Here is a 26,290-nt window from a genome sequence, read left to right on the forward strand (position 1 = left end):
GTGGGCTCAATGGGTTTGCTTGAGCGGCAACGCATGACAATCCCTGCGCCATAGCCTGTGTGTCATTACATTGCTGAGGACGGCCAAGGCAAATGACGCCGGCGATGCACCGCTTTTGACGTTATATGTCCAGCACCAATCGTGGAGATTTTGATCGTGAACAGCATACCAATATCGTATCGTTCGCCGCTTTTTCATCAGCAGTGAGATACACATCGCGATGGTCTGGTTCACCCTCTAAAACATCACAGAGGCATGTGCCACAAACACCCTGCTCGCAGGATATTTCGATATCAATACCTACTTCAGCCAGTGCTTGATAAATGGTCTGCCCGGTCATGACATTGACGGTTTTACCGCTGCGCGCCGCCACAACCTCAAAACCAGACCCATTGGTATCAATGTCGGCCTGAAAGTATTCGCGGTGAATGTGTGCATCAGGGTAGCCGAGTTCGAGAGCATTATTGATAACCCACTTCATAAAACCTCCCGGTCCACATGTATAGATGTGAGCCGTGTCCTGGCTGCCTCCTAATACGCGTTTGAGGTCCAGTTGGCTTTCAGGTTCATCGTCGAAGTGCAGCTGGACAGCTTGGGAAAATCCGGAGAGCTCCAACTCTTCAAGAAACGCACTTCGGCTACGTGAGCGTGCGCAATAATGCATTTCAAACGCCTTGCCCCTGGCTTCAAGCGCATAGGCCATGGCCAGCATCGGTGTGATGCCAATACCCCCTCCGAGCAGGATTGAACGTTCGGCATTCAAGTCCAGCGGGAAATGGTTACGAGGCAGGCTTATGTTTACCTTTACGCCTTCAAGTAATTCCTGATGGACTGCAATGGACCCACCCCTGGATTGAGGATCTCTCAATACCCCAAGCCGATAAATGCCTGCGTCAGCGGGATCGCCGCACAACGAATATTGGCGGATCACATTTGAGGGTAGGTGCACATCAATATGGGCACCGGCCTCAAAGGTCGGTAAATTGCCGCGGTCTGCCCGCGCCAGCTCGATGACGACCACATCATCACCTTGCAGCACTCGTTTAAGCACGACTACGTTTAGGAGTTCATTCATCGGGTAATACCTGTACGTACGCGGGAAGACAATTCATATTGATGGTTTAAAAAAGCTCGCCAATCTTCATTCAGCCTGATCAAAAACACGCATAACACCGGCCTTGAGTGACGTGTGGGCGAGTAAGCCTTCTTCACCCAATTCATGACCTGCGCCTGAATCCTTCATGCCGCCGAAGGGGAGACTGAGATCCAGCACATTGTGGTTATTGATCCAGATAGTGCCTGCCTTCACGCCGCCGAAGAAGCTCGTGATCCGATCAACGTTTTTGGTCCAGATACTGGCCCCCAAACCAAATGAGGTCGCATTGGCGCGCTGGATAACCTCACGGTCGTCCTTGAAGGAAAAGGCTGTTAGCACCGGCCCAAAAATCTCCTTTTGGGATGTGATGCTGTTGTTTGTAAGGTCGGTCAAAATGGTAGGCTGAATATAAGCGCCAGGGCTGTTGATCGTTTCGCCCCCACACAGTAATTCTGCACCGGACTCAAGGCCCTGGTGGATCATGCTCATCACCTTGTCGCGGTGGGCGTGATGAACGAGTGGACCCATCTGCGAACTTAAATCCAGACCCGGGCCAATTTTGATGGTCCGTGCGATTTCAGCGACTCCCGCAGTGACTTCGGCGTAGTGGCGTTCGTGGACGTACAGCCGAGAACCTGCGCAGCAGTTTTGACCATGATTGCCGAAAATAGCCCAGGCAGCGCCGGGAATAGCGATGTTCAGATCGGCATCTTCGGCGATGACGACCGGTGACTTACCGCCGAGTTCAAGCGTGTATTTTTTCATCAGGGGCGCTGCTATTGCGGCGATTCGTTTCCCTGTCTCAGTCGAGCCTGTAAAACTTATCTTGTCCACGCCAGGGTGCTCAACAAGCGCCGCACCTACTTCATGACCTAGGCCGGTAATGACATTGACAACTCCAGGTGGAATGCCAGCTTCATTACACAGCTCCGCCAGGCGCAAAGTAGTGAACGGGGTTTGCTCAGCGGGCTTGAGAACAACAGTGCACCCCGTTGCAAGAACAGGTGCCAATTTCCAGACCGCTTGGCAAAGCGGAACGTTCCACGGGGTAATTGCTGCGACGACACCCAGTGGCGATCGTTTTGTGAAACCAAAGAATTTTTGATCCGGCAGGTAAGGAACGGACAGATCCAGGGTTTTTCCAGATATTTTGGTGGACCACCCGGCCATATAACGCAGCGTATAAACCGACAGGTCCGCATCGAATGCGCGAGTGTTTCGAATAAGGCGGCCACTGCTGAGCGTCTCGAGTTCAGAAAGCTCCTGAGCATTTTCCGCAATCAAATCAGCGAGCCGCAGCATCAAAGCTTCACGTTGATAGGGTCTCATTCTGGACCAGGCGCTGTCTTCAAATGCCTTGCGTGCAGCGGCCACTGCCAAGTCGACGTCAAATTGGTCTGCCTGTGCGATTTGACCTAATTCAAGACCGTTACTAGGATCGGCGATAGAAAAGTATTTTTCTGAATGCGGGTCCCTGAACTCACCATTAATGAAGATTTGGGTACGTTTGCCGATCCTGGATTTAGCCCCAGCGGTGAGGTGTTCGTAGTTATTTGCCAATGTCATGATCGAATGCCCATTGTTATTGTTTCAGGGGCCGCTATCGTACTAGCGGAATATAAAGGAAATTAATATCCCGCACCGTCACGAGTTGGACAATGACAGCAGAGGTACCTATTGTTGCCCTTGCTGCAACAAAGGCGAATCATCCAGGTGGTGCGTCCAATGTCTCACTTGCGTGTAGGGCGGATTGGTTTTTGCTGATCGTGCCCTAGGTCGTGGACCACGACTGCACTAAGCTGAGACGATGACGATATCGGGTAAAACAGTAGTGCATCTGACCGGACAGGTATATCTGGCCTGTATGGAAGACAAGCAAGTATGGTCTTTAAGGAGAATTAAGAGTGTTGTATAATTTCTGCAATTTTTTAGGTGAAAAGGAAATTCTCAATGAGGGTTGCTAAAAACAATCAAAAGACTGAAGAGAAACGTACTGCTATTTTGGTCGAGGCAAGGATGGTATTTCTCGACTCGGGAAATGCTGGATTCAGTATGAGAAGCGTGGCTAAAAAAGTCGATATGTCGCTGAGTCATCTTCAATATTTTTTTCCGACCAAAGATCAACTATTTTTGGAGATGGTCAGGTATACCGTAAATGACTATCTGAAAAATTATAAAATCATCATGATGGAGTCCTATAATAGTCCCGAACAACAGATGTGTGCTGTGTTGGATTATTTGTTTAGCGATCTCATGCGACTGGATGTTACAGCCATCTTCGTCGAGCTCTGGGGGATGGCACTCCGGGATGTAGAGGCGCGCCTTTTTCAGCGTAAACTGTACAGAGTCAATAGGCGAAAATTTTCGACAATCCTTACCAGGGTTTACCCTGATTCATCGCGTGAGACCATCAAGCGGGTCGCAACCCAGGTGCTGTTACACATCGATGGCATTATGGTGCTTTACATGGTGGATTGGCCGGATGCGCAGAATTATGAGCGAATAGTTCAAGACGCTAAATCCATCATATGGAGAATCATGGAAAATATCGCTCAGAAAAAAGAGGCTAGTCAACTGCCGTAGCTATGGCATTTTTCCGAACCAAGAAAATCTTATTGGGATTTCTGCTGGTGCAGTCACGAATGCGCCGAATCTGTGCGTTTATCGCCATTGCCAAGTAATGCACCAAATCACGCGAAAGAGGGGACAGCTTCCTGGATTGGCGCGAAATAATTTGTACTTGTGTTACATTCAATGCGTGATAATCGATAGGAATAGCTTTTAATGTGCCGTTGCATAACTCATCAATGACGGGAAAGTCACTGAGTATTGTCGAGGCTATGCCATTGCGCGTGAGGTCCAACATTATCTTCAGTGAGTTTGAAGTAATGTAAGGCTGGAAGTGAGCGCTGCTTTCACTTTGCAACTGATCAATAATTCCTCTGATCCGGTACTCAGGCGGGGGTAGAACAATATCTTCGTCAGCCAGGTCTTGAAGACTGAGTATCGATCTGCCCGCCAGCGGATGGTCGGGGTGGACAATAGCTCTCATGGGTTGATCGAAAGAATGGAGCCTATTGATGTTGGTGGTCTTTGTAGGGGAAAACACCAACCCTATGTCTGCTTCGTCTTCAGCGACCATTCGCTCAACTTCGTGAGAGGGCGCAATCAACAGCTCAGTGTGCGATTGTCGGTTAGTTTTGAAAAATTGATAAAGCTCACCTATGGCCTGAGTACTAAGTAGTCCTTCGCCCACCGCAATGCTGGTTCTATTTAAATATCCTTCTTTGAGTTGGCCGAGTTTTTTCAAAAGTTGATTGTGATGACCCATACGCTCAACATAATAATCAACTGCAGCCTGACCAGCGGCGGTCAGGCAGATCCTGTGAGTACCTTCTTGTATGAGCTGAATACCTAGATCGGACTCCAGTTTCGCAATCTGGCGACTGATGGAGGAGACGGCGAGCTCCAGCTCTTCGGCCGCCGCGCGCATGGTTCCCAGTCTGGAGCTCAAATACAGATACTTGAAGCGTTGATCTTGAAGCTCAGTTTGGGAATTCATCATGGGTGCCTCGCACGGTTCGCATCATCAAGTTTTTATTATGCTGACGAATCTATGCTAGCGAATGCCGGGAAGCAATACTGCGGGCTAGTTTTTTTGGTCAGTGACCTACAATATTTTTATAGCTTTTTGATCTAAGAGGGCGTTTCTGTCTGCGCCGAAATTTGCGGTTCCAGGTTGCACGTTTAACGTTCTATGGAGCTCTTGATTGCTGAGGTACCCCTGATTTCCTGGCTTGATCAGCTGTGCTGGCGCTTGAGGTGATACGGTGCGGGATTAACTATGGGTGTGTCGCCAGTGACGAGATCAGCGATCAGTTGTCCGGCTGCTGGAGAGGTGCCAAAACCATGCCCTGAGAATCCGGAAGCAAGCGTCAAGCCCGGGATTTTATCCACGGGGGATATCACTGGGAGGCCGTCCGGCGTTACATCGATCATGCCAGCCCATTCGAGCTCTATGGTGGCTTTTTTAAAAGCGGGCCAAGCTTCAGTGAGATTGCGTAATGCAGCCCGATTCAGTCCGTGATTGACCTTTGGGTCTATTGTCCGTCTCTGCTCGAAAGCAGACGTACCTTGGTCAGAACTGCGTCGCGACAGGGCCAGTTCTGTCATGAACTCTCGTCCCAGGGAAAGATTCATGTTTTTCCATTGGGAACGCAGTGTGGAAAAGTAGTGATGCCCGATCAGCAAGCTGTCAGGTACGATCGGCACCATGAAAGCTCCCCGGTTCGTGATGATGTATCCGCCGTCCTGGTGTTTGCGAAAAGAGATATCTGGAGTGCCTACTGCGACTTCAGTCATGCCCTCTATCGTCAGAGGAGCCGTTCGAAGGACTGAGGCGACTACCGGTAACGTCAAGAGGGGAACACCGCAGGTAGCCAGGAAGCGTCTCGACCACATGCCGCCGGAAAGGATTACGTTGTCGCAACGCACTTCCCCCCGCTCGGTTACAACACCGCTTACTCTGCCTGCCGACATGGATAGCGTTCGCACCGCGCAGTTCTCCACGATGATAACGCCTTTAGCGATAGCCGCCCGTGCGATGGCACTGCTGGCAAGAGTAGGTTCTGCTCGGCCATCAGAGGCTGTATAAATTCCGCCTGCCCAATCGACGGTGCACCCTGGAGAAAGATCAGCGATTTCTCTCGCCGTGACCAGGCGTGAGTCGAGCGAGACATCAGCGACTGAGTTCAACCATTCTTGATGTGAAGCCATTTCCCCGGCTGAGCTGGCGGTATACAAAATACCGGTCTGTCTGTAGCCAACATCGGCATTGAGCCGTTGTGCCATGGTGCCCCACAGTTTTTCTGCGGCGATTGAAAGAGGGAGGTCCAGTTTGGCCCGCCCCATTTTCCTGATCCACCCCAGATTTCGCGAAGATTGTTCGCCAGCAATTCGGCCCTTTTCAAGTACTGCGACGGGGATGCCACGTTCTGCCAGCGACAATGCCGCAGTGAGTCCGATAATGCCCCCTCCGATCACCACCACTGTCGTGGCGGCAGGAAGAACGACAGAAGTCTGAACGGGAGAGATAGAGAGGGCCAAGTTTCTTGTCCTTGATACTGTATACGTTATCGAAAGTGCACTGAATCGCTACGCCCTGAGGCTGCTAAGTGTCACGTATTGTTATGAGTAATCGTGATTTCTTTGACATTGGCCTTTGAGACCCCGCGATAGGCGGTGACTTCAATTTCAACTTTGTATATCTCAGATCCCAGAGGAGGGCTGGTCAGCGTCAGCGTTGGATTAATACCGCGCATTTTTTCTGCGTAGGTGGCCATTACGATATCTATGTCCTTCGCAAACGGTATGAACACGCGCGCGGCAACGATATCGCCAAGCGAAGCGTCAACGGCCGAAAGGGCATGTTCTATATTGGCCAAGACTTGAAGGGTCTGCTCAGCCGGGTCTTCGGGCATTTCCTTTGTGGCGGGATTGCGGCCGGCGGTATTGGATACGAAAATCAGATCGCCGACGGCGATGAGGCGCGAATAGCTACCCAGTTCCTCAAACTTGGATCCGGTTTTAACTTTAATAACGTCGATAACTTCTTTCATGTGGAGTGTCCGATATTCAATGAAAACTCAGAAGGCGCGGTGGCCGTGCGGGATCAACTTAGCGTTGGGGCTTCCCAGAGATTAAGTTTGACGCCTATGCCTTTTTCGCAGGCGTTGCGATAAATCACGGTGCCCCACGCAACGTCTTCTACCGGCATACCGCCGACCGACATGATGATGATTTCATCGTCGTTTTTGCGGCCAGGTGCTTCACCGACAACAATCTTGCCCAGATCCTCGAGCTGGTCAGGTGACATTTTTCCTTCGTCTATCAGATCCAGGAATTGGATGCCCACTACTGGCACGATGTTGTGCACTGGCTTGGGATTTTCTTCATGCCATGCCTGGTAGAGAGGAGGATTGTCCAGAACCTTGCGGATGTCGGGTAACTGCATGCCTTCATCGATACTCGTCAAGGCGGGCATGGACAGAAACGTACCAGGGCTTACCCATTCACGCTTCACCACAGGATAGGCAGAGGCATCACCAATTGCTCCGGAATTGCAGAATGTGACGATGTCACAGTCGCGTACCACAGCTTCGTTGGTGTCAACCACATGAATGTTGACAATCTGCGGAAAAGTCTCACGAACCCACGATGTAAACGCATCGATATTTTTTTGGCCGCGTCCCTTGACTTTAACTGTGTCAATCTCAGGACATTCGGCAACGAATGCCGAAAGTGAGGTCTTCGCCATCACACCTGGACCCAGGATGCCAACCACCTTCGAATTCTTTTTGGCCAGATGGCGGGCGCCTACGCCAGGCACGGCGCCTGTTCGATAAGCAGAAAGAAGATTCGCTGACATGATTGCCAGAGGAGCGCCCGTATCGGCATCGTTGAGTATGAACAGAAGGATGGAGCGGGGGAGGCCCTTCTCTCTATTCGCGATGTTGGATCCGTACCATTTCATCCCGGCTGTTCGAAATTGACCGCCAAGGTACGCAGGCATCGCCATGAAGCGTCGATCGGGGGTAGGTTTGGGCATGTCCGGAAAAGGTGAGTCTTCGGGAAATACCACCACAGATCCGTGGGAATTGTTATTGGGACCTGCCATCCGGTAGTCGCCGTGGTACATCAGGGAAAACATTTCTTCCATCGTGTCAACGCAGGCTGCCATATTGGTGACGCCCGCCTGAATCATGTCCGGTTCGGAGAGGTAAATGAAATCAATATTTGGTAAGTTGTGCATAGTCGTTGATGCTCATTTTGAAATACTGCTCTTGCCGCTGATACGAACCTTTCTCAGCGGGGACGTGATCTGACCGGTTGCGCTCTAACCTTCAACGCCGTTGTCATTCTGAATCGAACGGTCCAAATCGCAGGGCCTTCGAATAATCGGGTGAGCCATGACGGTTATGCGCTTTTTTCGGCGCTTAACTGCTCCAAATCAGCCTTGGAGCATTCGGCATGAGTTCTGGCGCTCAAGCTAAACTAGGTAACAGACCACGCTTATCCTACAGTTCGTTTTTTTGAACTCGATGACATTCGAGGCGACACTTGTTGTGGTAATGACAACGCTTGCGCTAGCAGGGTATAGCGGCTATTCCGGTCAAGCACCGATCAACATCATTGCCTAAAAAGCAACATGATCCCTGGTTGCTGTGATTGTGGCCCGATTTCTATGTCAGTAATTTCCTTGTCTTGTTTTTGCAGATTCGACAGGAGCCTTTTCATGATTTCCCCCATTTCTGACATTTCCCTGCTGGAAGAGCGTATTCGGGTACTTGAGGCCGAATCTGCGGTTCGCTATTTACTGAATCGGTATATGTTTTTGTGCGACGTTCCCGGGCCTGAAACACGTGAAAGCGAGCTGGGCCAATTGTTCTGCCAGGACGCAGTTTGGCAGGGGGTCGGATCTCGGTATGCCCTTAAGTTTGGTCGTGTAGGCGGACGCAAAGCGATAGTGGAGATGCTCATGAGTTACCTGCCACCGGCTCCACACTTTCTGTCAAATATGCACTTTCTTTCCGGTGAGCAGATAGCTGTCGATGGTTTTCAAGCCAAAGGCCGATGGGTAATGCAGCAACTCAGTCGCTACGAGTCTGGCCAATCAGGATCAATTGTCGCCGCCCTCACCGTGGAATTTCTCTGGGAGGCAGACGCCTGGCGCATCTCCTCTTTTTCAACTGAACGCGTTGATGCCTTTCGTCTCGAGAATGTCCAGGGGGCGTCACTGTGATCCCGCTGGTCATTGAAGGTTGCATCGGGGGGCCAGGTCGGACGGTCGCCATCAAGGATTCTTTGGATGTGGCAGGTTGGCCAACACGGTGTGGGAGTCGTGCTTTCGAACACGCCCCGCCAGCCCAAAACCATGCAACTGTTGTGAAGGCGCTTCTCGACGATGGTTGGCAAATCATTGGCAAGACTGTGCTGCATGAGCTGGCTTTCGGTGTGACCGGTATCAACGAGTGGGCTGGAACGCCAATTAATCCACAGGCACCGGATCGGATACCTGGTGGCTCTTCCAGTGGCTCAGCGGTCATCGTTGCTCAGGGAAGTGTGGATGTGGCATTGGGTACTGATACAGGAGGTTCTGTGCGCATGCCGGCTGCCTGCTGTGGGGTCTTGGGTCTCAAGCCATCGTTCGGTCGTTTGAGTCGTCACGGTGTGTATCCGGCTTCCAGTTCTCTTGATGTTGTAGGACCCATGGCTCGTGATCTCGAGACGCTCGTGGCTGCGATGACTTCAATGGACTCAACTTTCTCGGCGCATAAGCCTCTCGGGAAATTCCGGATAGGGTTAGTCAATGTCTCTTGCGATCCTGCGATTGAGCAAGCCATACGGGACGAGATGAATCGTCGCGGCTGGGCCTGGGAAGTCGTCACGCTGCCGCTTCTTGATCAGGCATTCGAAGCTGCATTGACCGTCATTAATGCTGAAACGTGGGCTGCTTATGGTCATTACACCGGCCAGGCTTTACTGGGTGCCGATATTGAGGCGAGGTTGCTGCGTGCGGCCAACACTGATGCCGTAGCCGTACAAGCTGCGCATGCGGTGCGCATGGCATTCAGCGAACAAGTAGACCATTTGCTGGAACGCTTCGATACACTCGTCCTTCCGAGTTTGCCTCGTCTGCCACCGCTATTGGTTGATGTATGCAAGGGTGAATCGGTGATCGATCTGACGCGCTTCCTCAGGCCGTTCAACTTGAGCGGGCACCCGGCATTGAGTGTGCCAATTCCCTATCCGGGTTCCTCCATTAAAACCAGCCTGCAACTCATCGGAGCAAAGGGTGACGACGCACGTCTGTGTGCCATTGGTGGCGCGTTCCTTTGAATAAATCAGCGTTCGTCATCGAGCGCAGCAAGCACGCGGGTCCGGCGATGCAATCAGCAGGCGGCGCAAGCAAAAAGTGACTCAGTTCCTTCTCGGGCGACCAAGGGCCTGATCAGGGATGTCACTCAAAAGGTTGCAGCGTTGCAATTTGTACAACGAATGTCGCTTACGGTGTCATCGTTTTCGCGGCGAAGTACTGCAAGGATACCGGTAGGCCGTATACCGCTATGAAGCCGGCTACATGTGATGCGCAATCTACATCGCGCCGACAATTAGAAGGATACGCTTGAACCAGATTCAATCCGCTTGCCAAGGCCAGGAATATACACTGCACATTGATGCCTCGTTGAATAGGCGTCATGAATCGTGTCATCGAAGACAAGTGATTGGTTTGAGTTTCTGAGTACCCGCCTTTTGGCAAGATAAGAGTTTGATGAACTCGGCAACGAGTGAAGAGCGATATAAAGAATGGCCAGGCTGCGGTTTTCAGGGGCAGCGGGCAGGTATCGCTTGCGCTTGAGGAGCGCTCGCGTTGGTCCGCAAGGACGCTGCTGCATCGATTTATTTCCGTTATTCATAAAATAATTAGAGTGGAGAATTGGGATGACAGAGCTATCCGAGCCCCTATCTGCAGATGTGCCTGCAGGCGGCCAGCAATTAGAAGGTAATCTAAGTGCTTATAAAATCGCGTTATTGGTGATTGCAGCCGCAGGACCGTTAGGGGCCGTTCTTACCGCAGCCCCCATTGCTTTTGAGCACGGTAATGGCGCTGGCCTTGCCGGAGCATTCCTGCTGGCAGGAATTCTGATGATTTTTTTCTCGATAGGGTATGGCGAGTTAATCCGGGCGATCCCGGGGGCCGGCGCATTTTACAAGTACCTCACGGTGATCTTTGGGCGGGGCGTAGGAGCGGGGGCTGCATGGGTTGCCTTAGCCTCTTATCTGGCGATTACCACGGCGATTGCCGTGGCGTCGGGGTATTACACGAATATGACCATGCAAGGGTTTGGTATTGATATCGGCTGGGCAGCATGGACCGTCTTATACGTGGGGGCGATCTGTTACCTGGGTCGGGCGAATATTGATTTTGCCGCAAAGATCCTCGTGCCTTTGGTGCTTGCAGAGTTCTTTGTGCTTTTTCTACTGGGTATTTCCATATTCTTGGATAAAGGTCTTAACGCCTTCCCGGTTCAAGCCATCTCGGTAGACGCAATAATGCTGCCGGGGCTGGGGGTTGGGCTCATGGTGGCGCTGGCATCATTCCTCGGTGTTGAGTCCGCCGCGCTTTATGCGATGGAAGCCAGGAAGCCAGCAAAAACCATTCCGCATGCCACTCGTTTGGCGGTCGTTTTGGTAGGCGTCGCCTATTTGATCATTATCTGGCTGATCATCGGTGAGGTTGGGTTTGACTCCATCAAGGACGAGGCGGCAATAGCGAAGGGCGGGTTGGTCATTAATTTGTTCACGACTCGTTTGGGTAGCACGATGGCGACAATTGTTTCTCTCATGCTGTGCACCAGCAACTTTTGCTGTTTGTTGTCACTGCATAATGCTGCGACGCGGTATGTTCAAGTTTTGGCCAAAGACAGGCACTTGCCGAATGTTCTTTCACATGTTCATGAAACGAAAAAAATCTCCAGCCAATGCAAGTCTGCTTGTGACCGTGCTCGTTGCACTGACCATTATCGTCTCTTCCTCCCTGGGCTATGACGCCTTTGTATTTTTGTTTCCCGTAACGGTGGCATTGTCGACGCTTGGATTGATAGGGCTTCAGACATTTGTCACATTGGGGGTCGTCGTTCACTTCAAAAAAGCCAACGATAAACGGTATTTTAAAACGTTACTCAGCCCACTCATCGCACTGGCTGGGCTTAGTACAGCCGTTTATCTCATCTACGACAATTACGGCATGCTGACGGGCAGTGAATCTGCCTGGGTCAATGGCACTCCATTACTTCTGGTTGTCTTGTTTCTCTACGGGATAATCAAGGGACGCTTCAGGAAAGCCGACTCGTCCGGGATCAAATGATATAGGCCATGCCTACACCACCGTTTAGCTTGATCCAGGTGGGCTGACGCTTGTTGTCTTTAAAACAATAAACCTCTCGCGGTCGGCGGTTGATGAGCTGTGGGTGCGGGCTTAAGGTTATTTCAAAATAACTCTCGTCACATTGCGATAGAAAGGTAATTAATTGTGAGCGATTTAATTAACGTTGTCGGGCTTGATATGGAACCCGCAAGCTTGATCAAGCACGACCGCGTGCACACCTCGTTGTACACCGACGCCAAGCTGTTTGACATGGAACTGGAAAAGATTTTCTACAGTACCTGGGTCTGGGTCGCGCACGTCAGCGAGATCCCGGAGGCGGGCAGCTACAAAAGCACCTACATCGGTAAGCAGCCGGTGATCGTGGTGCGCGACCGCAAGAAACAGGTCCATGTGCACCTCAACCGCTGCCGCCATCGCGGCGCTACGGTATGCGAACACAAGAAGGGCAAGACCAACAGCTTTGTCTGCCCATATCACGGCTGGAGTTACGCGCTGGATGGTTCACTGCGTGGTGTGCCGAGCCCTGAAAGCTACGGTGATTGCCTGGATAAGGGCGAGCTGCCTCTGGTCAGCCTGCGTGTTGAAGAATATGCGGGCATGCTGTTTGCCACTCTCAAGGATGACATCGAACCACTGGTCGACTTCCTCGGGCCTGCCAAGAAATGGATCGACCTGTTCATGAAGCAGGGCGCCGGTTACCCGATCAAGGTCCCAGGCGAGCACCGTTTCCGCTTTCCGGGCAACTGGAAAATCCAGTTGGAAAATACCACAGACGCTTACCACTTCCCGCTGGTGCACAAGTCATTCCTGGCATCGGTTGATGAGCAAACCCTCAAACTGTTCGACTTCGTTGAAGGGCCGGGTTACGTCGAAGACCTTGGTAACGGGCACAGCGTAATGGTGATGATCCCCGACCTAGTGGATCTTGAAGCCGATCTCGACAAACCGATTCCGGAGCGCTTCGAGGAGCTTGCTGCGCAATTGCGCGAAGACGGTATCGAAGAGCAGCAAGTGCGCCGTATTGTTCGTGCTGTCGGTGGCTCGGGTTTCAATCTTAACCTGTTCCCCAACGTTGCCTGTTCCATGGCGTTTTTCCGCGCGCTGCAACCGATATCGGTGACAGAGACAGAAATTCATCACTCGGTAATCACCATGGACGGCGGCCCTGCTATAGCCAACCGCTACCGCCTGCGTTTGCATGAGCACTTCCAGGGTCCGATGGGCTTTGGTACTCCGGACGATTCCGAAGCCTGGGAGCGTGTGCAGAAAGGCGCCAGTGCTGGCGAAGACCTGTGGATCATGTTGAACCGTGGCCTGCCGGGTGAGATACCGACCGAAGACGGGCTGGTCAGTGACGTAAGCGCCGAGACCGGCATGCGCGCTGCTTACCAGCAGTGGAAAAAGATGATGACGGCAGAGACTAAGTAAATGAACTTGCAATTACTGAACCAAGTCACCGCTTTTATCTGGGCTGAAGGCGACATGCTCGACCATGGCGAATTCGACACCTGGTTGAGCCTGTGGGACGAAAAGGGTACTTACATTATCCCGATCAATCCCAAGGAAGAAGACTTCGAAAACACCCTCAACTACGCCTATGACGATCATCACATGCGTCAGTTACGAATCCAGCGTCTGACCGGAGGTGATTCGATTTCCACCAGCCCGCAGCCGCGTACCGTGCGCACCCTGTCACGTTTTCGTGTGCTGTTCGAAAGCGATGAAAAAGTGACGGTCCGTTGCGCGCAAAACGTGCGCGAGTTCCGTAAGGACTCGCTCAAACATTACAGCGCGGACATCGTCTACGAGCTTGAACGCGTCAGTGACACTTTCAAGATTCAGCGTAAGTTGATTCGTTTGATCAACGCTGACGACGCGCTCGCCGGGATAGGTTATATACTTTAAGTTAACAGCTCGGGTGCCGGGGACGAGGAGTGTCGCACTGTTTCTGCCGGCTATAAGAGCGGTGCCTTCTGAAACTTGCCAAGCGTTTTGATCGGAAGGCACTTTGTCGGGGTTGAACAGCGTCTGCTGAGGATGTCGGTTATAAATTCAAATATCAGTCTATGTAGAAGCGGGTGTTTTATGTTGGGTCAGCATAGTTAAGTTTTTATCCCTTCCTATACTTGCCACATGCTCTAAAGAAAAAGCACGTCAGACTCATGCGATTGTTGTACAGATAATAATGCTCATGTCAGTCCTGGTAGAGAGTTATTCAAGCAGGCTATCGCGAGGAGGTGAAGATTTAAAAAAACGCAACAGATGTTTAAAAATAGACTGCGCAATTATTAATCGGTAACTCGCATTGACTACCCCAACGACTGCAGAATCCTGGCGATATTTAAATGCAGGTGAGGAATAGCCCATTTAGTGTATCGCTTAATCCAATAAAAAAATGGAAATGCAACCATGCGTCGATATTCCCTGCTTCACTTTTGTACCCTCGCTGCACTGTTCAATGCAACAACTCCCGCGGGCGCTTACGAGCTTTTTTCCCGAGATGACACCCATCTCAATGCTAACCTGGATGCGGTTTTTGGCGTTTTCCACAGTCGTGAAAGTTATCCAGCCTCTGGCCGGTTAACACAGGGAGCGTCCTCATGGAGAGAGGGCTACGTCAAGTATGGCATGAGCGGCGATCAGGGATTGCGAGGCGCAGGGACGGCCTATGGTGCCTTCTCACTGGTCAGTTCGGCCACTTGGGGGACGGGGACGCTGCAGGCTACACTGATGGATTCGAGCGCACCACCAAGATTGAAGATGCTTATCTGGGATGGCGCTCGGGCAACCTGTTTGAAGTCCTTGGCAAAGACGGCATCGACTTTTCATTCGGTCGACAGAATATTGCAGTGGGCGACGGCTTCCTTATTCAGGGCGATGCCTTCAGTGCGGGTCGCGGCCTCGGCGACGGACAGTACAATCGTGGAGGTGCTTTCTACGTGGCTGCCCGCAAAGCGTTCGATAAGACAGCCGTGTTGCGCATTGGCGGTAAAGAGGGCTGGCGTGGCGATCTGATGTGGCTTAAATCCGATAACCCCTCTCAGGCCAATACCGAGATGTACGTCGGTACGCTGGAACACGTGGCTGCAGCCGGAACGGTTGGCCTGACGTACGTCAACACCACGAAAATTTCTGAACAGTACGCTTCGCCCCTGCAGCTTGAGCGTGACGGCATGAAGACCTACAGCGTGCGCGCAGTGGGTAATGCGGGCGTGGAAAACCTGTTTTTGTCGGGTGAGTACGCCAGGCAAAACAAACCGAATGCGGCGAATGAGGACGCTTGGTATCTGGAAGCAGGGTGGACCTTTGCTGATGCTCCGTGGAAGCCGAGCGCCAGCTATCGCTACAGCCGCTTTTCAGAAGGTTATGACACCTTGTTTTATGGGACGGGTCGGGGCTACGGCACATGGTTCCAGGGTGAAGTGGCCAGTAACTATGCCGGCCCCTTCAACAATAATGCTCGTATCCAGAATGTTACGTTCAAGGTCAATCCTTTGGAAAGCCTGACCCTCGGAGCCATGTACTTTAATTACGACACCATCGATCGTAACGTGCGTAACACCGATGGTCATGAAATCGACCTGTATGCCGAATGGCGGGTTAATCAGCACTTGACCGTTTTGCCGTTGTTAGGCATCTACCAGCCAGACAAGAGCGCAGAGAAGGGGGGGACGCAGTTAGGTAACAACAATACAAATGTGTACACCCAGCTGGTGTTTGCTACGACATTTTGATACCTGACAGGTGGCTAATGTCACCTGCTTTTGTTCCAGGCCGTTTAGATAAAGTTGTATCCATACACACTCCATAGCCCACCGTCGGATCGCCGAGTTTTGCCTGGCAAACGTTTTGTACTTCTTGCGAGATCTAGCTTGATAAAAGAAATGCATGACGTAAATAACGCAGTCAGTGATAGAACCCGGCAGAGCGTTTCATCCGTTCGGCTGGAATAGTTTCCACTTCTGCTCCTTGGTGGAGGTGCCTTCGTTCTCGAGGGCACCCTTTTTAGACAGCCACTCTTTTGAGCGGCTCTTGGCTGCTTTATTCTGGCGTCGCGTGGCGCAAGATTATTTCGTCTGGAGCACCCACGATTTTAGCCCAATCGACTTTCCTGACAGCGTCGCCGCGACATCGAGCTGTAGTGGTCAACTAATCCCTGACACCCATTTAGGCGAGAATGCTCGCCAGATCGAGGTGTCAGATGACCAAACAACGCCGCTCCTTTACTCCAGAATTCAAGCGCGAGGCTGCCGACCTTGTGCTCAAACAAAACTACAGCTACATCGAAGCCAGCCGTTCACTTGGCGTTGGTGAATCGGCATTGTGCCGCTGGGTTGACCAGATTCAGAAAGAACATAAAGGCGTCACCCCGCAGAGCAAGGCACTGACTCCGGAACAGCAAAAAATTCAGGAGCTGGAAGCCCGGATTGCTCGGCTTGAGCGAGAGAAATCAATACTAAAAAAGGCTACCGCGCTCTTGATGTCGGAAGATCACGAGCGTTCGCGCTGATTGACCAGTTGAACGCCCATGAACCGGTTGATTGGCTGTGCAAGGTGTTTGACGTCACTCGCTCGTGTTACTACGCCCAGTGCCTGCGGCGCCGCACGCCCGATGTTGAACGGCTTCGATTGCGTAGTCGCGTCAGTGAGCTGTTCTCGCAAAGTCGCAGCTCTTCGGGCAGTCGCAGCATCCTGTCGCTGATGCGTGAAGACGGTGAGCAACTCGGTCGATTCAAAGTGCGTAGCTTGATGCGCGAGCTTGATTTAGTCAGCAAACAACCCGGCTCCCATGCCTACAAGCGAGCAACAATAGAAAGACTGGATATCCCGAACACATTGAACCGCGAGTTCGACGTGCCAGCGCCCAATCAAGTCTGGTGCGGCGATATCACTTACATTTGGGCGCAAGGAAAGTGGCATTACCTGGCTGTCGTCCTGGATCTTTGTACGCGTCGGATCGTGGGCTGGGCGCTGTCGGAAAAGCCAGACGCTGAGCTGGTGATCAAAGCGCTGGATATGGCTTACGAGCAGCGTGGCAGGCCTTCCGATCTGCTATTGCACTCGGACCAGGGATCGCAATATGCAAGCCGACTCTTTCGCCAGCGGTTGTGGCGATACCGCATGCGCCAGAGCATGAGTCGACGAGGAAACTGCTGGGATAACGCACCGATGGAGCGCGTATTTCGCAGCTTGAAAACAGAATAGATACCGACCGCGGGCTATCGAACTGCGCAGGAAGCACAGCGCGATATCAGCCATTTTTTGATGCATCGCTACAACTGGATTCGGCCTCACCAATTCAACGATGGGTTGGCGCCAGCGCGGGCCGAGGAAAAACTTGACGTCGTGTCCGGGATTAGTTGACCACTACATGTCCGGATGGTCATGGAATCCGCAGTCTATGCGCAGAATCCAATAGCCTTGCTTAGAATTAACCCTTTTTCGCTCTTGAAACACTACCAAAACAAGTCCAAAATTGAGTCTTTTTCTGCTTCAGCAAGAAAATAAACCCCTTAGATTTCAATGAGTCGGACGCCAGATGCGAGTCTCGTTTCCCGCTCCAAGTATTAAAAAATGGATCTCTGAAAAGAGGTCCATTTTTTTCGTCCAAAGAAAAGTCTCCCTTTGACTTTTGCCGCGCCGTCCCGTGAAAACACTATCGGCGTATGAAGCGCAATGCTGGGCGCCTGACAAAACCTCCAGGAACAGAAGTGGCCAAAGCTGCCCACCTGTAGCGGGAAGTTCACAAAGATGCACTTCGGCGTTGCGTGCTACGTTTCGTAGCGTGGTGTTACGGCATACCGAATACCATAAGACATCACGATATTTCTGATATCGCTCTATCCCGCCGCTTTCCGAGCCTTCCGATATTATGGCGTGCATATTACTTGTCTGATGGGACTTACCCCAAGAGTCTACGTCATGGTCAGTTTCGCATTTCGACCCGGCATAACGTGCATCAGCCTACTTGGCTGGGCAACGTTAGTCCCGTGCGGAGCCATGAAGAACTTTCTACGTCGTTCGGTTGCGCCTTCCCACGTGACTCTGAAGCGTCTTCCCTCCTGCGTTGCCGCCAAGCAAAACGGCTTTTGGCAAATAGTCAGATAGTCCTTCCTAGAGAATATTTCTCGTACTTTCCGTAGCCCGCGATTGCGGTGCCTGCGCCTGGTTATTCATAGCTATCAGCGAGCCTTGCGGCTATCGCCTGGTGCTCTGCAATTGGAAGAAACCTGATGACCCAAGACACGGCTTTGCTCGTGATCGACCTTCAGAAAGAAGACGGCTTCCCTCTGGAGCGGTTCAATCAAGTAATCAAAAACGCAACAGCGCTGGTTGATTGCGCTCGAAAAAACAACATCCCTTTGTTCTACACCCGTCATGTCAACGATGCCCAAGGTTTCGGCTTGGCGTTGGGCGAGCCCGTAGATGCCGAGGGCAAACCGACAAGCTATCGCGCTGGCACAGCTGCCATAGATATCATCGATGTGTTAGCCCCACAACCCGGTGACGTTGTCATTGATAAGCAACGCTACAGTGCTTTCCACGGTACTCGGCTGACTCCGATGCTGAGGGAGCGCGGCATCAAACATCTCGTGGTGATGGGCGTGCTGACTGACGTCTGTGTGATGAGTAGCCTGTTCGATGCCTATCAGAACGACTTCCACTTGAGCCTCGTGGCCGACGCTTGTACGGCGACAACTTCCGCAGCCCATTACTCGGCCTTGTTTATTCTCTCCAACTGGCTTTACGGACTGGACATGCTTTCTACCGAACAGCTGTTGCGGCGCTGGAGGGGCGAGCCAGCACCTTCACTTCGTACGATGGAACCAGACCACCTTGCCTCCCAGCCGGAAGAGTTTATGCAAGCCATTGCGCGCCTGGAAAGCTGCCTCGTTGCCAAGACTGAGCGGAGAGCACGATGAACGTAGAAATAAAGAAGCATCGATTTCATCCCGAACGTCGGCGAACCCCGTTCTCTGTTCTTCGTGTGGTTTGGGGCCAACACCAACATCACCACGATTGCGGCCGGGGTGGTGCCGATCAGCCTGGGACTGAATCTGTTCTGGAGCGCTTTATCGATCCTGTTTGGTTCCTTGATCGGGGCGGTATTCATGGCTCCGCATTCTGCCCAGGGGCCGAGGTTGGGCATCCCGCAGATGATTCAGAGTCGTGCGCAGTTTGGGGTATTTGGAGCCATTGTTCCGCTGTTGTTCGTCATGCTCATTTACTTGGTTTTTTTTGTGAGTAATACCTTGTTGGCAGCCCAAGCGGTCGCCGCCTCAAGCCCCCTCAGCAGTGAGGCGAACATTGTGCTGCTTGGTTTACTCTGCTTTCTGGTAGCGCTGTTTGGCTACACGCTCATCCACCGCCTGCAAAAAGTGCTGTCGTTGGTCTCGGTTGTTTTTTTCGGGATCGCGACCCTGCTCGCCCTTGCACTGCCAGTCGACGCGGACCAATGGACGGCGCAGGGCTTCAACTTGGCGAGCTTCCTCGCCTCGGTGAGCATTGCGGTGACTTGGCAACTGTCCTACGCCCCTTATGTGGCCGACTATTCTCGCTATTTACCTACCTATACTTCTGCACGCCAGGTCTTTTGGTACAGCTACACGGGCACGGTTATTGGTGGAAGCTGGATGATGCTGCTGGGTGCGGTATTGACCAAGGGCGTCACAGGTTTCTCAGATAACGTTGGCCTCCATTTGCTCGGTGTTCTGGGGGGGAGCACCTTGCTGGCCGTGGCCTTCGTGCTCTATGGTCGAGATCGCCATCAACGTGTTCAACCTCTATGGAGCCTTCATGTCGACGGTTACCGTTATCGAGCGTTTTGCTGCGCTCAAGGTCACTCCGAAGGTGCGCGCCAGCTTTATGCTCGTTATCTGTGCTGTTGCAACGGCGTTATGCACCATGGCTCAAGATGACTTCATTCAATTTTTCCTGAATTTCATCTTTTTCATGAGCTATTTTTTAATCCCTTGGACGGCAATCAACCTGGTCGACTACTACGCGCTACGCAAAGGCGTATACAAGATTGCGGATATCTTTGACCCGTCGGGGATTTACGGTCGGGTGAACGGGATTGCTATCGGCGTGTTCCTCGCGACCATCGTGTTGGAAATTCCATTCATGAATACTTCCCTCTACGTCGGCCCTATTGCCTCCGCACTGCAGGGTATCGATCTGGCGTGGCTTGTTGGTCTGCTGTTCCCGGCATGCGCTACTACGGATTAATGAGTCGGCGCAGTATTGGGGTGATCAAACCAACCCATTGACGCCCATCGCCCGGTTGCGCAGTGACACCGTGCAGCTCAACCCCTCGCAGCGTGACGGAACATCCACGTCATGCCCGTCACGCAATGCGACCACCGAGGACTTCAGCCACCCAGTCGGCAATGTAGTGACCCGCATTGATACTGTTGTCGAAGCTCGAATGCTGCACGCCACCCTCGCGTTCGGTGAAAATTTTCAGTTCGCGCTTGGGACTGTTGACCAACTGCTCATAGGTGCGGTGTGCCCACTTCAAGGGAATCTGTGAATCCTTTTCACCGTGGGTGACCAGGAAAGGCACCTTGATGCGATCCAGGATGCCGTCCAGATGAACATCTTCGGCGATGGTCATGAATTCGTCGGTGTCCTTGGCGCCCCATACCCATAAGACGTGCGACCAGTAATGCGGAACCGGGAAGCTGCCTTCCTTTTCCAAGCGGCGTTTCTGCACGTCGCGCCAGTCATGGTTGGCTCCCCACACGACACCGCACGCGAAACGCGGCTCGAAGGCTACCGCGCGCGGGCAGTAGTAGCCCCCAAGCGACACACCTTCCAGACCAATGCGTTTGACGTCGACGTCGTCGCGGGTTTCCAACCAATCCACCACGCGACTGGCCCAATGTTCGCTGTCAAAACGCGCAGTCAGGTTATGTAGCCGGAGCGCTTCGCCTGTCCCGGGCTGGTCGATGATCAGCGACGACACGCCACGTTTGGCCAGCCAGGCGGGCAGGCCGACGCGGTATTTCATTTCTTTGGTGGAGTCGAGTCCATTGACCTGCACCAGAATCGGCGCCGGGCCGCTGACACCTTCGGCACGCACCAGCAGGCCGGAAATATGTTTGCCTTCGTAAGGGATTTCCACGCGCTCGCAGTTTTCTCGTGCCAGTTCGATACTGCACTGGAACGTCTGCAGAAAGCGCTGGTACAGCTCCGTGCGGCCTGGGGCGCCATGGGCCTGCAGGCGTTCGCAGCTCAGGTAATACGTTGCGGCGCGGTTATATTTTTCACCGGCGGACAGCATCCGCCCCTTGCCTTCGTCTTCTTCCGCCAGGCTGCACAGTTTGTCGGCCATGTTTGCCCAGGTTTCACGGAAGGCCTTGCTACCGGCGGCGTCCGGTTGTTTGGCGGCCTCTTGCAGTGGCGCGCACATCTCTTCGATTTCGCCGATACGGGCGCCCATTTCAATGGCCAGGTCGACTGAAAGATTCCACACGTAATTGGTCGGGAAGTAGCGAAACATGATTGTTATTGTCCTTGTGCAAGCAAAGGCAGGCGGCCAGGTTCTGAACGGGAATCGCTAGACCTGACGGTTCGAAGCAGGCTAAGGGCAGTCCCATAGTTTGGCTAATCGCAAGTCGGGATGGGAGGTATTGCGAATGGAGATAGAGTCGACTACTGCTCCAGCTCATTGATGATCTGACTGATTTTTGCCCGCAGCCAGCGGTGCATCGGATCCCCTCCATGGTCCGGTGCCAGAGCATGAACTCACGCATCACCGGGATTTTCACCGGGGGTTGCACGATGCGCAGCGGCAGGTAATTGGCGTATAGCCTGGCCATGCGCTGGAGCATGGTGGCGACGCGTTGGGTGCCGACGATCAACTGCGGCAGGGTGTTAAAGTCGTGGGTCACAACTTCCATGCGGCGCGTAAAACCATACTGGCCCATCAGCCATTCTTCGACGCTCAGTTGCCGGTTGCGCCCAAAAATCACCGAGACATGGCCCATCTCGATGTACTGATCGAGGCTGATGCTATCGCCAACCAACGTGTTGCCATCCCACACCACGCAAACGTGCTCTTCCTCAAACAGCAGTTGCGAGGGGTGACCTTCAATGAGGTAGTGCTCAGGCACGATCATCATGTCGGCCTCACCGCGCATCAGCATCTCGGTGGACGTGTCGCCGGGGCCCAGCAGTTCGAAGGTGATGTGCGGCGCTTCCAGGGAGATTTTCTGGATCACCCGGGCAAACAGGACGCTGATCAGATAGTCCGACGTGATCAGGCGAAAATGGCGCTTGCTGGTGGCGGGGTCGAACACCGGTTTGGCGGTGATCGAGGACTGGATCGTCAGCAGCACCTGGCGCACCGGCGCCGCCAGTTCACGGGCATAAGGCGTGGGCTGCATCTTGCGTCCGACCTGCGCCAGCAGCTCATCTTCGAAGTAGAGGCGCAGCCTGCCCAGTACACCGCTGGTGGCGGATTGGGTCATATGCAGGCGTTCGGCGGCGCGGGTGATGTTCTGCTCTTCCAGTAACACATCCAGCGCCACCAGGAGGTTGAGGTCCAAGTGGTTAAAACGCATGGCGGTCTCGATTTTTGTATTTATTTTGTAAATACCTTCCGACCTTCCCATCGCGGCGTCAAGAGGCGTGAATGGGCGAATCGGGCGGTCCGTGTTCGATTTTCAAGCCCTTTGCGCTTCGCGGCCAGGTATCGCATTTGCCGATAGGTCGCATCCTGACAAGCGATTAGTCAGTGAGTTTTTAGCCCTTCACTATCAGCCCACAGTCGGTTGGCCGTGGCGCTTTATCGGCTCCAAGACCCGCCTCGGCAGCGTACCGCCGGGCACTGCTCCCATAGCGGGACGCCAGGCCTGCGCTGAATAATGACAATGGAGTGGTAACTCAATGAGCATCATTGGCCTAGACGCGCTTATTTTTGGTGTCGACGACATTCAAGCCTGTACCGATTGCCTGCGTGACTACGGCCTGCTTCCTGTCGATGTCGACAGCGAGGGGGGCCGTTTTGAAGCGCTGGACGGCACTGCCGTGATTATCCGCCGGGCAGACGATGCCAGCCTGCCGGCGGCCATCGGGCCGGCGCCTTCGATACGTGAAACGGTGTATGGCGTGGCCAGCGAGGCTGATCTTGAGGCCATCGCTGATGAGCTGGGGCGCGATCGCCCGGTGACCCGCGGTGCCGATGGCTCCGTGCACAGTGTGGACGATATGGGCTTTGCCCTTGCTTTCCAGGTCAGCGTGCGGCGTGCGTACAGCGCGCCAGCCGATCTGACCAATGCGCCGGGCCATGCGCCTCAACGCCCGGTCAACCAACCTGGCATCAATCCCGACATGCAGGCGCTGCCACGGACCCTGTCCCACGTGGTGTATTTCGTGCCGAATGCAGCTAAGGCCGAGGCTTTTTACAAACGCTTGGGTTTCGTCACCACCGACACCTTTGTCGGCGCCGGCCCGTTTATGCGGCCGGCCGGTTCCGATGACCATCACTGCCTGTTCATGATCCAGACGCCGCCGCACATGAAAGGCTGCGAGCACTTCACCTTCCACATGGGCAGCGGTACGGAAGTGCTGCTGGCCGGGCGGCGCTTCGAGCAGCAGGGCTGGACCAGTTTCTGGGGGCCGGGCCGCCACCTCTTCGGTTCCAACTGGTTCTGGTACTTCAACAGTCCGCTGGGCTGTCACATCGAATACGACGCCGACATGGACAAGCACGATGACGCCTGGCAAGCGCGCCAGGCACCGTTGTCGGCGGATAACTCGCAACTGTTCCTGTTCACGTCCCGGGAAAAATGGTTCCCGAGCGGCCCGCCGCCCAAGCAGGGCTGAATGCGGAGGTCGTCCATGAGCCACGACGCGATGGTTCTCTGTCGCCTGGATGAGTTGCTCGAAGGGCAGGCTCGCGGGTTCGACCCTCTGGAGTCGGGCAAGGACAGCGTATTTGCCCTGCGCCATGACGACCAGGTGCGGGTGTATCGCAACAGTTGCCCGCACTTGGCGGTGCGCCTGGAGTACCGCAAGGATCGTTTCCTCAGCGCCGATGGCCGCCAGATCGTCTGTTACGCCCATGGTGCGCGGTTTCTTCCCGGCACAGGCCTGTGCGTCTACGGGCCGTGCCTGGGGGAACGCCTGAGTGCGCTGAAATGGCGTGCCGAGGCCGATTGGCTGGTGCTCGAAGCGGGTCAGCTGGGGGCCGATGCATCGTGATTAACGTATCGCGGTTGCTGATACATCGTATCCCTACATGCGATTAGTCAAACGCCTGCTTTGCCGAGAAAGTGAACACAACGCGTTAGCGAGTGCGTGCAAACACAGCCGGTGGTGAAGCCTGGGGTTGCCCCGGCAGAACGCTGGCGTGAATAACAAGAATAAGAGTGAGACAAGCATGAACGCAGACGGATTCTCGACGTCACGGCTGCGCCCATCTGAGGCGCCGAAAAACCTGAAACTCACTCTCCCATAGATGCTTCATGCCTGTGCAGGCTTGGCCCGGTTCGACTGCGGGCGCCGTTTCACCAGAAGAGCTGACATACAACAACAATAAGAGGGTTACTTCGATGGCTACTCGCAAGTTCGCTGCGTCGCGGCGCGTCCCCTTCACCCTGACCCTTGCGGCAAGCCTGGGGCTTGGCGCTTCGGCAGCCCAGGCGTTTCAGATCGACACCGGCAATCCCGATCTCAGCTTGCGCTGGGACAACACGCTCAAGTACAGCGCGGCCTGGCGCCTGAAGGCGCCCAGCAGCAAACTCAGCGAGGGGCAAACGGCCCTGAACCAGAATGACGGTGATCACAACTTCGGCAAGGGGTTGATCTCCAATCGCCTGGATATTCTTTCCGAGCTGGACATCGGTTTTCACAACTTCGGTGCCCGTGTGAGCGGTGCCGCCTGGTATGACACCGTCTACCAGGAACGCAACGACAATCACGACGCGGCCAGTGCCAACCAGCGCTCGGTGGGCTTCGATGAATTCACCAGCGATACCCGTCAACTGCACGGTGGTGATAGTGAACTGCTGGATGCCTTTGTCTACTGGAACGGTGAACTGGCCGACCGTGCCTTGTCGGTACGTGCGGGGCGCCACGGTCTGATCTGGGGCGAGAGCCTATTCTTCGGCGGCAACGGCATTGCCGGTGCTATGGCACCGGTGGACGTGGTCAAGGCGCAATCGGTGCCCAACACGCAATTCAAGGAAATCACCCGGCCGGTCAACCAACTGTCTACCGCCTACCAACTGACCGACGATGTGTCGTTGGGCGCCTTCTATCAGTTGGAGTGGGAAGCCACCCGCTTGCCGGGCGCCGGCAGCTATTTCTCCACCAGCGATACCATCGGTGATGGCAATGAAAGGCTGATCACCGGAGCGCCGTTCCCGGATTTCCTGGGCGGTAATGCCAACAGCCCGGCTGCGTTTTTCCATGGCAAAGACAAGAAAGCCAGGAACTCCGGCCAGGGCGGCCTGCAGCTCAAGTACAACACCGGGACGACGGATTACGGCCTGTACGCGCTGCAGTATCACGAAAAAACGCCCACGTTGTACTTGAAGCCGAATGCCACCGGGCCGAACTTCAGTACCGGGCAAATCGGCGAATATTCCTGGGTCTACCCGGAAGACATCCGGGTTCTGGGCGCCAGTTTCGCCACCTCCGTGGACGAGTACAGCTTTGCCGGCGAGGCATCGATGCGCTGGAACATGCCGCTGGTCTCCAACGCCCAGACCGTCCTGGCGGGTGTCGACGCGGACAACAACGATGACGCTCTGTACGCCGTCGGCCGAACGGCTCACGTCAACCTCAACGTCCTGGCATCGCTGGGGCCTTCCTTCGTCGCCAATGAAGCCAGCCTGACAGCGGAGGTGGCCTGGAACCGCCTATTGGCCGTGACCCGCAATCGCGCAGCCCTGGACCCCAACGCCACCGATGACGGCCTGGGCTTGAAGCTGGTGTACACGCCAACCTACCGCCAGTTCTTCCCAGGCATTGATATCAGCCTGCCGGTGGGCATCAGCTATTTCCCCATGGGCAAGTCGGCGGTGATCAGCGGGTTCGGCGCCGACAGAGGAGGGGACATGAACATCGGCGTCTCCGCCACCTACCTGGACCAAGTGACCGTGGGGCTGACCTACACCCACTTCTACGGTCCCGAGGACACCAGCCTCAACGCCGCCAACCAATTCAATTACAAGCAGTCGTTGAAGGACCGGGACTACCTGGCTTTCTCCGTCAAGACCACGTTCTAAGAGGAT

At 53.9% G+C, this 26,290-nt stretch carries 18 protein-coding genes and 4 pseudogenes; 14 read left to right on the plus strand and 8 right to left on the minus strand.

Annotation, left to right across the window (positions count from 1 at the left end):
• Positions 1–121: 121 nt before the first annotated feature.
• Both AB4O25_RS01140 and AB4O25_RS01145 read right to left on the minus strand, forming a co-directional pair.
• A complete protein-coding gene (locus AB4O25_RS01140; protein WP_015372132.1) occupies positions 122–1,075 on the minus strand; it encodes a PDR/VanB family oxidoreductase in 954 nt (317 codons plus the stop codon).
• A 66-nt stretch (positions 1,076–1,141) separates the two neighbouring features.
• The gene (locus AB4O25_RS01145; RefSeq protein WP_065876911.1) at positions 1,142–2,662 is read right to left on the minus strand and encodes an aldehyde dehydrogenase family protein; all 1,521 of its coding nucleotides are present in this window, start codon (positions 2,660–2,662) and stop codon (positions 1,142–1,144) included.
• A gap of 384 nt (positions 2,663–3,046) precedes the next feature.
• Here AB4O25_RS01145 and AB4O25_RS01150 point away from each other — a divergent pair, with 384 nt between their 5' ends.
• The gene (locus AB4O25_RS01150; RefSeq protein ID WP_065876912.1) at positions 3,047–3,679 is read left to right on the plus strand and encodes a TetR/AcrR family transcriptional regulator; all 633 of its coding nucleotides are present in this window, start codon (positions 3,047–3,049) and stop codon (positions 3,677–3,679) included.
• Here the strand turns inward: AB4O25_RS01150 and AB4O25_RS01155 are convergent.
• From AB4O25_RS01155 to AB4O25_RS01170, 4 genes are all read right to left on the minus strand, one after another.
• Complete coding sequence (locus tag AB4O25_RS01155; RefSeq protein WP_256095393.1) at positions 3,663–4,661, minus strand: LysR family transcriptional regulator; 999 nt, start codon at positions 4,659–4,661, stop codon at positions 3,663–3,665. The two genes, AB4O25_RS01150 and AB4O25_RS01155, sit on opposite strands and share 17 nt — an antisense overlap.
• A gap of 236 nt (positions 4,662–4,897) precedes the next feature.
• Positions 4,898–6,202 carry an NAD(P)/FAD-dependent oxidoreductase gene (locus AB4O25_RS01160; RefSeq protein ID WP_460150306.1) on the minus strand — a complete coding sequence of 435 codons (1,305 nt, stop codon included), beginning with the start codon at positions 6,200–6,202 and terminating at the stop codon, positions 4,898–4,900.
• Between the two features lie 71 nt (positions 6,203–6,273).
• Positions 6,274–6,714, minus strand: a complete 441-nt coding sequence (locus AB4O25_RS01165; RefSeq protein ID WP_003232737.1) for a Rid family hydrolase — start codon at positions 6,712–6,714, stop codon at positions 6,274–6,276.
• A 53-nt stretch (positions 6,715–6,767) separates the two neighbouring features.
• The gene (locus AB4O25_RS01170) at positions 6,768–7,907 is read right to left on the minus strand and encodes a tyramine oxidase subunit B (protein ID WP_065876915.1); all 1,140 of its coding nucleotides are present in this window, start codon (positions 7,905–7,907) and stop codon (positions 6,768–6,770) included.
• A 483-nt stretch (positions 7,908–8,390) separates the two neighbouring features.
• Between AB4O25_RS01170 and AB4O25_RS01175 the strand changes: the two genes are divergently transcribed.
• The 10 genes and pseudogenes from AB4O25_RS01175 (at position 8,391) to AB4O25_RS01220 (ending at position 20,314) form a co-directional block, all read left to right on the plus strand.
• Positions 8,391–8,897, plus strand: a complete 507-nt coding sequence (locus AB4O25_RS01175) for a nuclear transport factor 2 family protein (protein ID WP_065876916.1) — start codon at positions 8,391–8,393, stop codon at positions 8,895–8,897.
• Complete coding sequence (locus AB4O25_RS01180) at positions 8,894–9,994, plus strand: amidase (protein WP_065876917.1); 1,101 nt, start codon at positions 8,894–8,896, stop codon at positions 9,992–9,994. Before AB4O25_RS01175 ends, AB4O25_RS01180 begins: the two co-directional genes overlap by 4 nt.
• 603 nt (positions 9,995–10,597) lie before the next feature.
• A complete protein-coding gene (locus tag AB4O25_RS01185; protein ID WP_460150308.1) occupies positions 10,598–11,704 on the plus strand; it encodes an APC family permease in 1,107 nt (368 codons plus the stop codon).
• Entirely contained in the window at positions 11,652–12,023 is a 372-nt protein-coding gene (locus AB4O25_RS01190; RefSeq protein ID WP_460150310.1) for a hypothetical protein, read from the plus strand. The genes AB4O25_RS01185 and AB4O25_RS01190 overlap by 53 nt, the downstream gene beginning before the upstream one ends.
• Before the next feature lie 165 nt (positions 12,024–12,188).
• Positions 12,189–13,472 (plus strand): aromatic ring-hydroxylating oxygenase subunit alpha, encoded by a 1,284-nt coding sequence (locus AB4O25_RS01195; protein ID WP_065873523.1) that lies wholly within the window; start codon positions 12,189–12,191, stop codon positions 13,470–13,472.
• Entirely contained in the window at positions 13,473–13,949 is a 477-nt protein-coding gene (locus AB4O25_RS01200) for an aromatic-ring-hydroxylating dioxygenase subunit beta (RefSeq protein ID WP_065876918.1), read from the plus strand.
• Between the two features lie 504 nt (positions 13,950–14,453).
• A pseudogene (locus AB4O25_RS01205) lies at positions 14,454–15,778 on the plus strand (alginate export family protein).
• Positions 15,779–16,245: 467 nt separating this feature from the next.
• Positions 16,246–17,408, plus strand: a pseudogene (locus tag AB4O25_RS01210) (IS3 family transposase).
• 869 nt (positions 17,409–18,277) lie between these two features.
• Positions 18,278–18,967, plus strand: a complete 690-nt coding sequence (locus tag AB4O25_RS01215; RefSeq protein WP_460150312.1) for a cysteine hydrolase family protein — start codon at positions 18,278–18,280, stop codon at positions 18,965–18,967.
• Positions 18,968–18,985: 18 nt separating this feature from the next.
• Positions 18,986–20,314, plus strand: a pseudogene (locus AB4O25_RS01220) (purine-cytosine permease family protein).
• Between the two features lie 77 nt (positions 20,315–20,391).
• On the opposite strand, the gene AB4O25_RS01225 reads toward AB4O25_RS01220, so the two are convergent.
• Positions 20,392–21,549, minus strand: a complete 1,158-nt coding sequence (locus AB4O25_RS01225; RefSeq protein WP_135196839.1) for an alpha/beta hydrolase family protein — start codon at positions 21,547–21,549, stop codon at positions 20,392–20,394.
• A 152-nt stretch (positions 21,550–21,701) separates the two neighbouring features.
• Positions 21,702–22,612: pseudogene (locus AB4O25_RS01230) on the minus strand (LysR family transcriptional regulator).
• A 325-nt stretch (positions 22,613–22,937) separates the two neighbouring features.
• On the opposite strand from AB4O25_RS01230, the gene AB4O25_RS01235 reads away from it, so the two are divergent.
• The 3 genes from AB4O25_RS01235 (at position 22,938) to AB4O25_RS01245 (ending at position 26,284) form a co-directional block, all read left to right on the plus strand.
• Positions 22,938–23,876, plus strand: a complete 939-nt coding sequence (locus AB4O25_RS01235) for a VOC family protein (RefSeq protein WP_042727901.1) — start codon at positions 22,938–22,940, stop codon at positions 23,874–23,876.
• Positions 23,877–23,891: 15 nt separating this feature from the next.
• Entirely contained in the window at positions 23,892–24,254 is a 363-nt protein-coding gene (locus AB4O25_RS01240; protein WP_042727900.1) for a Rieske (2Fe-2S) protein, read from the plus strand.
• 350 nt (positions 24,255–24,604) lie between these two features.
• Positions 24,605–26,284 (plus strand): DUF1302 domain-containing protein, encoded by a 1,680-nt coding sequence (locus AB4O25_RS01245; RefSeq protein ID WP_042727899.1) that lies wholly within the window; start codon positions 24,605–24,607, stop codon positions 26,282–26,284.
• Positions 26,285–26,290: the final 6 nt, after the last annotated feature.

Source organism: Pseudomonas sp. S3_A03 (assembly GCF_054668275.1).

Excerpts from the sequence above, each read along its gene's own strand:
- AB4O25_RS01140 (WP_015372132.1), bottom strand. The coding sequence starts at position 1,075 with ATGAATGAACTCCTAAACGTAGTCGTGCTTAAACGAGTGCTGCAAGGT.
- AB4O25_RS01145 (WP_065876911.1), bottom strand. The coding sequence starts at position 2,662 with ATGACATTGGCAAATAACTACGAACACCTCACCGCTGGGGCTAAATCC.
- AB4O25_RS01150 (WP_065876912.1), top strand. The coding sequence starts at position 3,047 with ATGAGGGTTGCTAAAAACAATCAAAAGACTGAAGAGAAACGTACTGCT.
- AB4O25_RS01155 (WP_256095393.1), bottom strand. The coding sequence starts at position 4,661 with ATGATGAATTCCCAAACTGAGCTTCAAGATCAACGCTTCAAGTATCTG.
- AB4O25_RS01165 (WP_003232737.1), bottom strand. The coding sequence starts at position 6,714 with ATGAAAGAAGTTATCGACGTTATTAAAGTTAAAACCGGATCCAAGTTT.
- AB4O25_RS01170 (WP_065876915.1), bottom strand. The coding sequence starts at position 7,907 with ATGCACAACTTACCAAATATTGATTTCATTTACCTCTCCGAACCGGAC.
- AB4O25_RS01175 (WP_065876916.1), top strand. The coding sequence starts at position 8,391 with ATGATTTCCCCCATTTCTGACATTTCCCTGCTGGAAGAGCGTATTCGG.
- AB4O25_RS01185 (WP_460150308.1), top strand. The coding sequence starts at position 10,598 with ATGACAGAGCTATCCGAGCCCCTATCTGCAGATGTGCCTGCAGGCGGC.
- AB4O25_RS01200 (WP_065876918.1), top strand. The coding sequence starts at position 13,473 with ATGAACTTGCAATTACTGAACCAAGTCACCGCTTTTATCTGGGCTGAA.
- AB4O25_RS01215 (WP_460150312.1), top strand. The coding sequence starts at position 18,278 with ATGACCCAAGACACGGCTTTGCTCGTGATCGACCTTCAGAAAGAAGAC.
- AB4O25_RS01225 (WP_135196839.1), bottom strand. The coding sequence starts at position 21,549 with ATGTTTCGCTACTTCCCGACCAATTACGTGTGGAATCTTTCAGTCGAC.
- AB4O25_RS01235 (WP_042727901.1), top strand. The coding sequence starts at position 22,938 with ATGAGCATCATTGGCCTAGACGCGCTTATTTTTGGTGTCGACGACATT.
- AB4O25_RS01240 (WP_042727900.1), top strand. The coding sequence starts at position 23,892 with ATGAGCCACGACGCGATGGTTCTCTGTCGCCTGGATGAGTTGCTCGAA.
- AB4O25_RS01245 (WP_042727899.1), top strand. The coding sequence starts at position 24,605 with ATGGCTACTCGCAAGTTCGCTGCGTCGCGGCGCGTCCCCTTCACCCTG.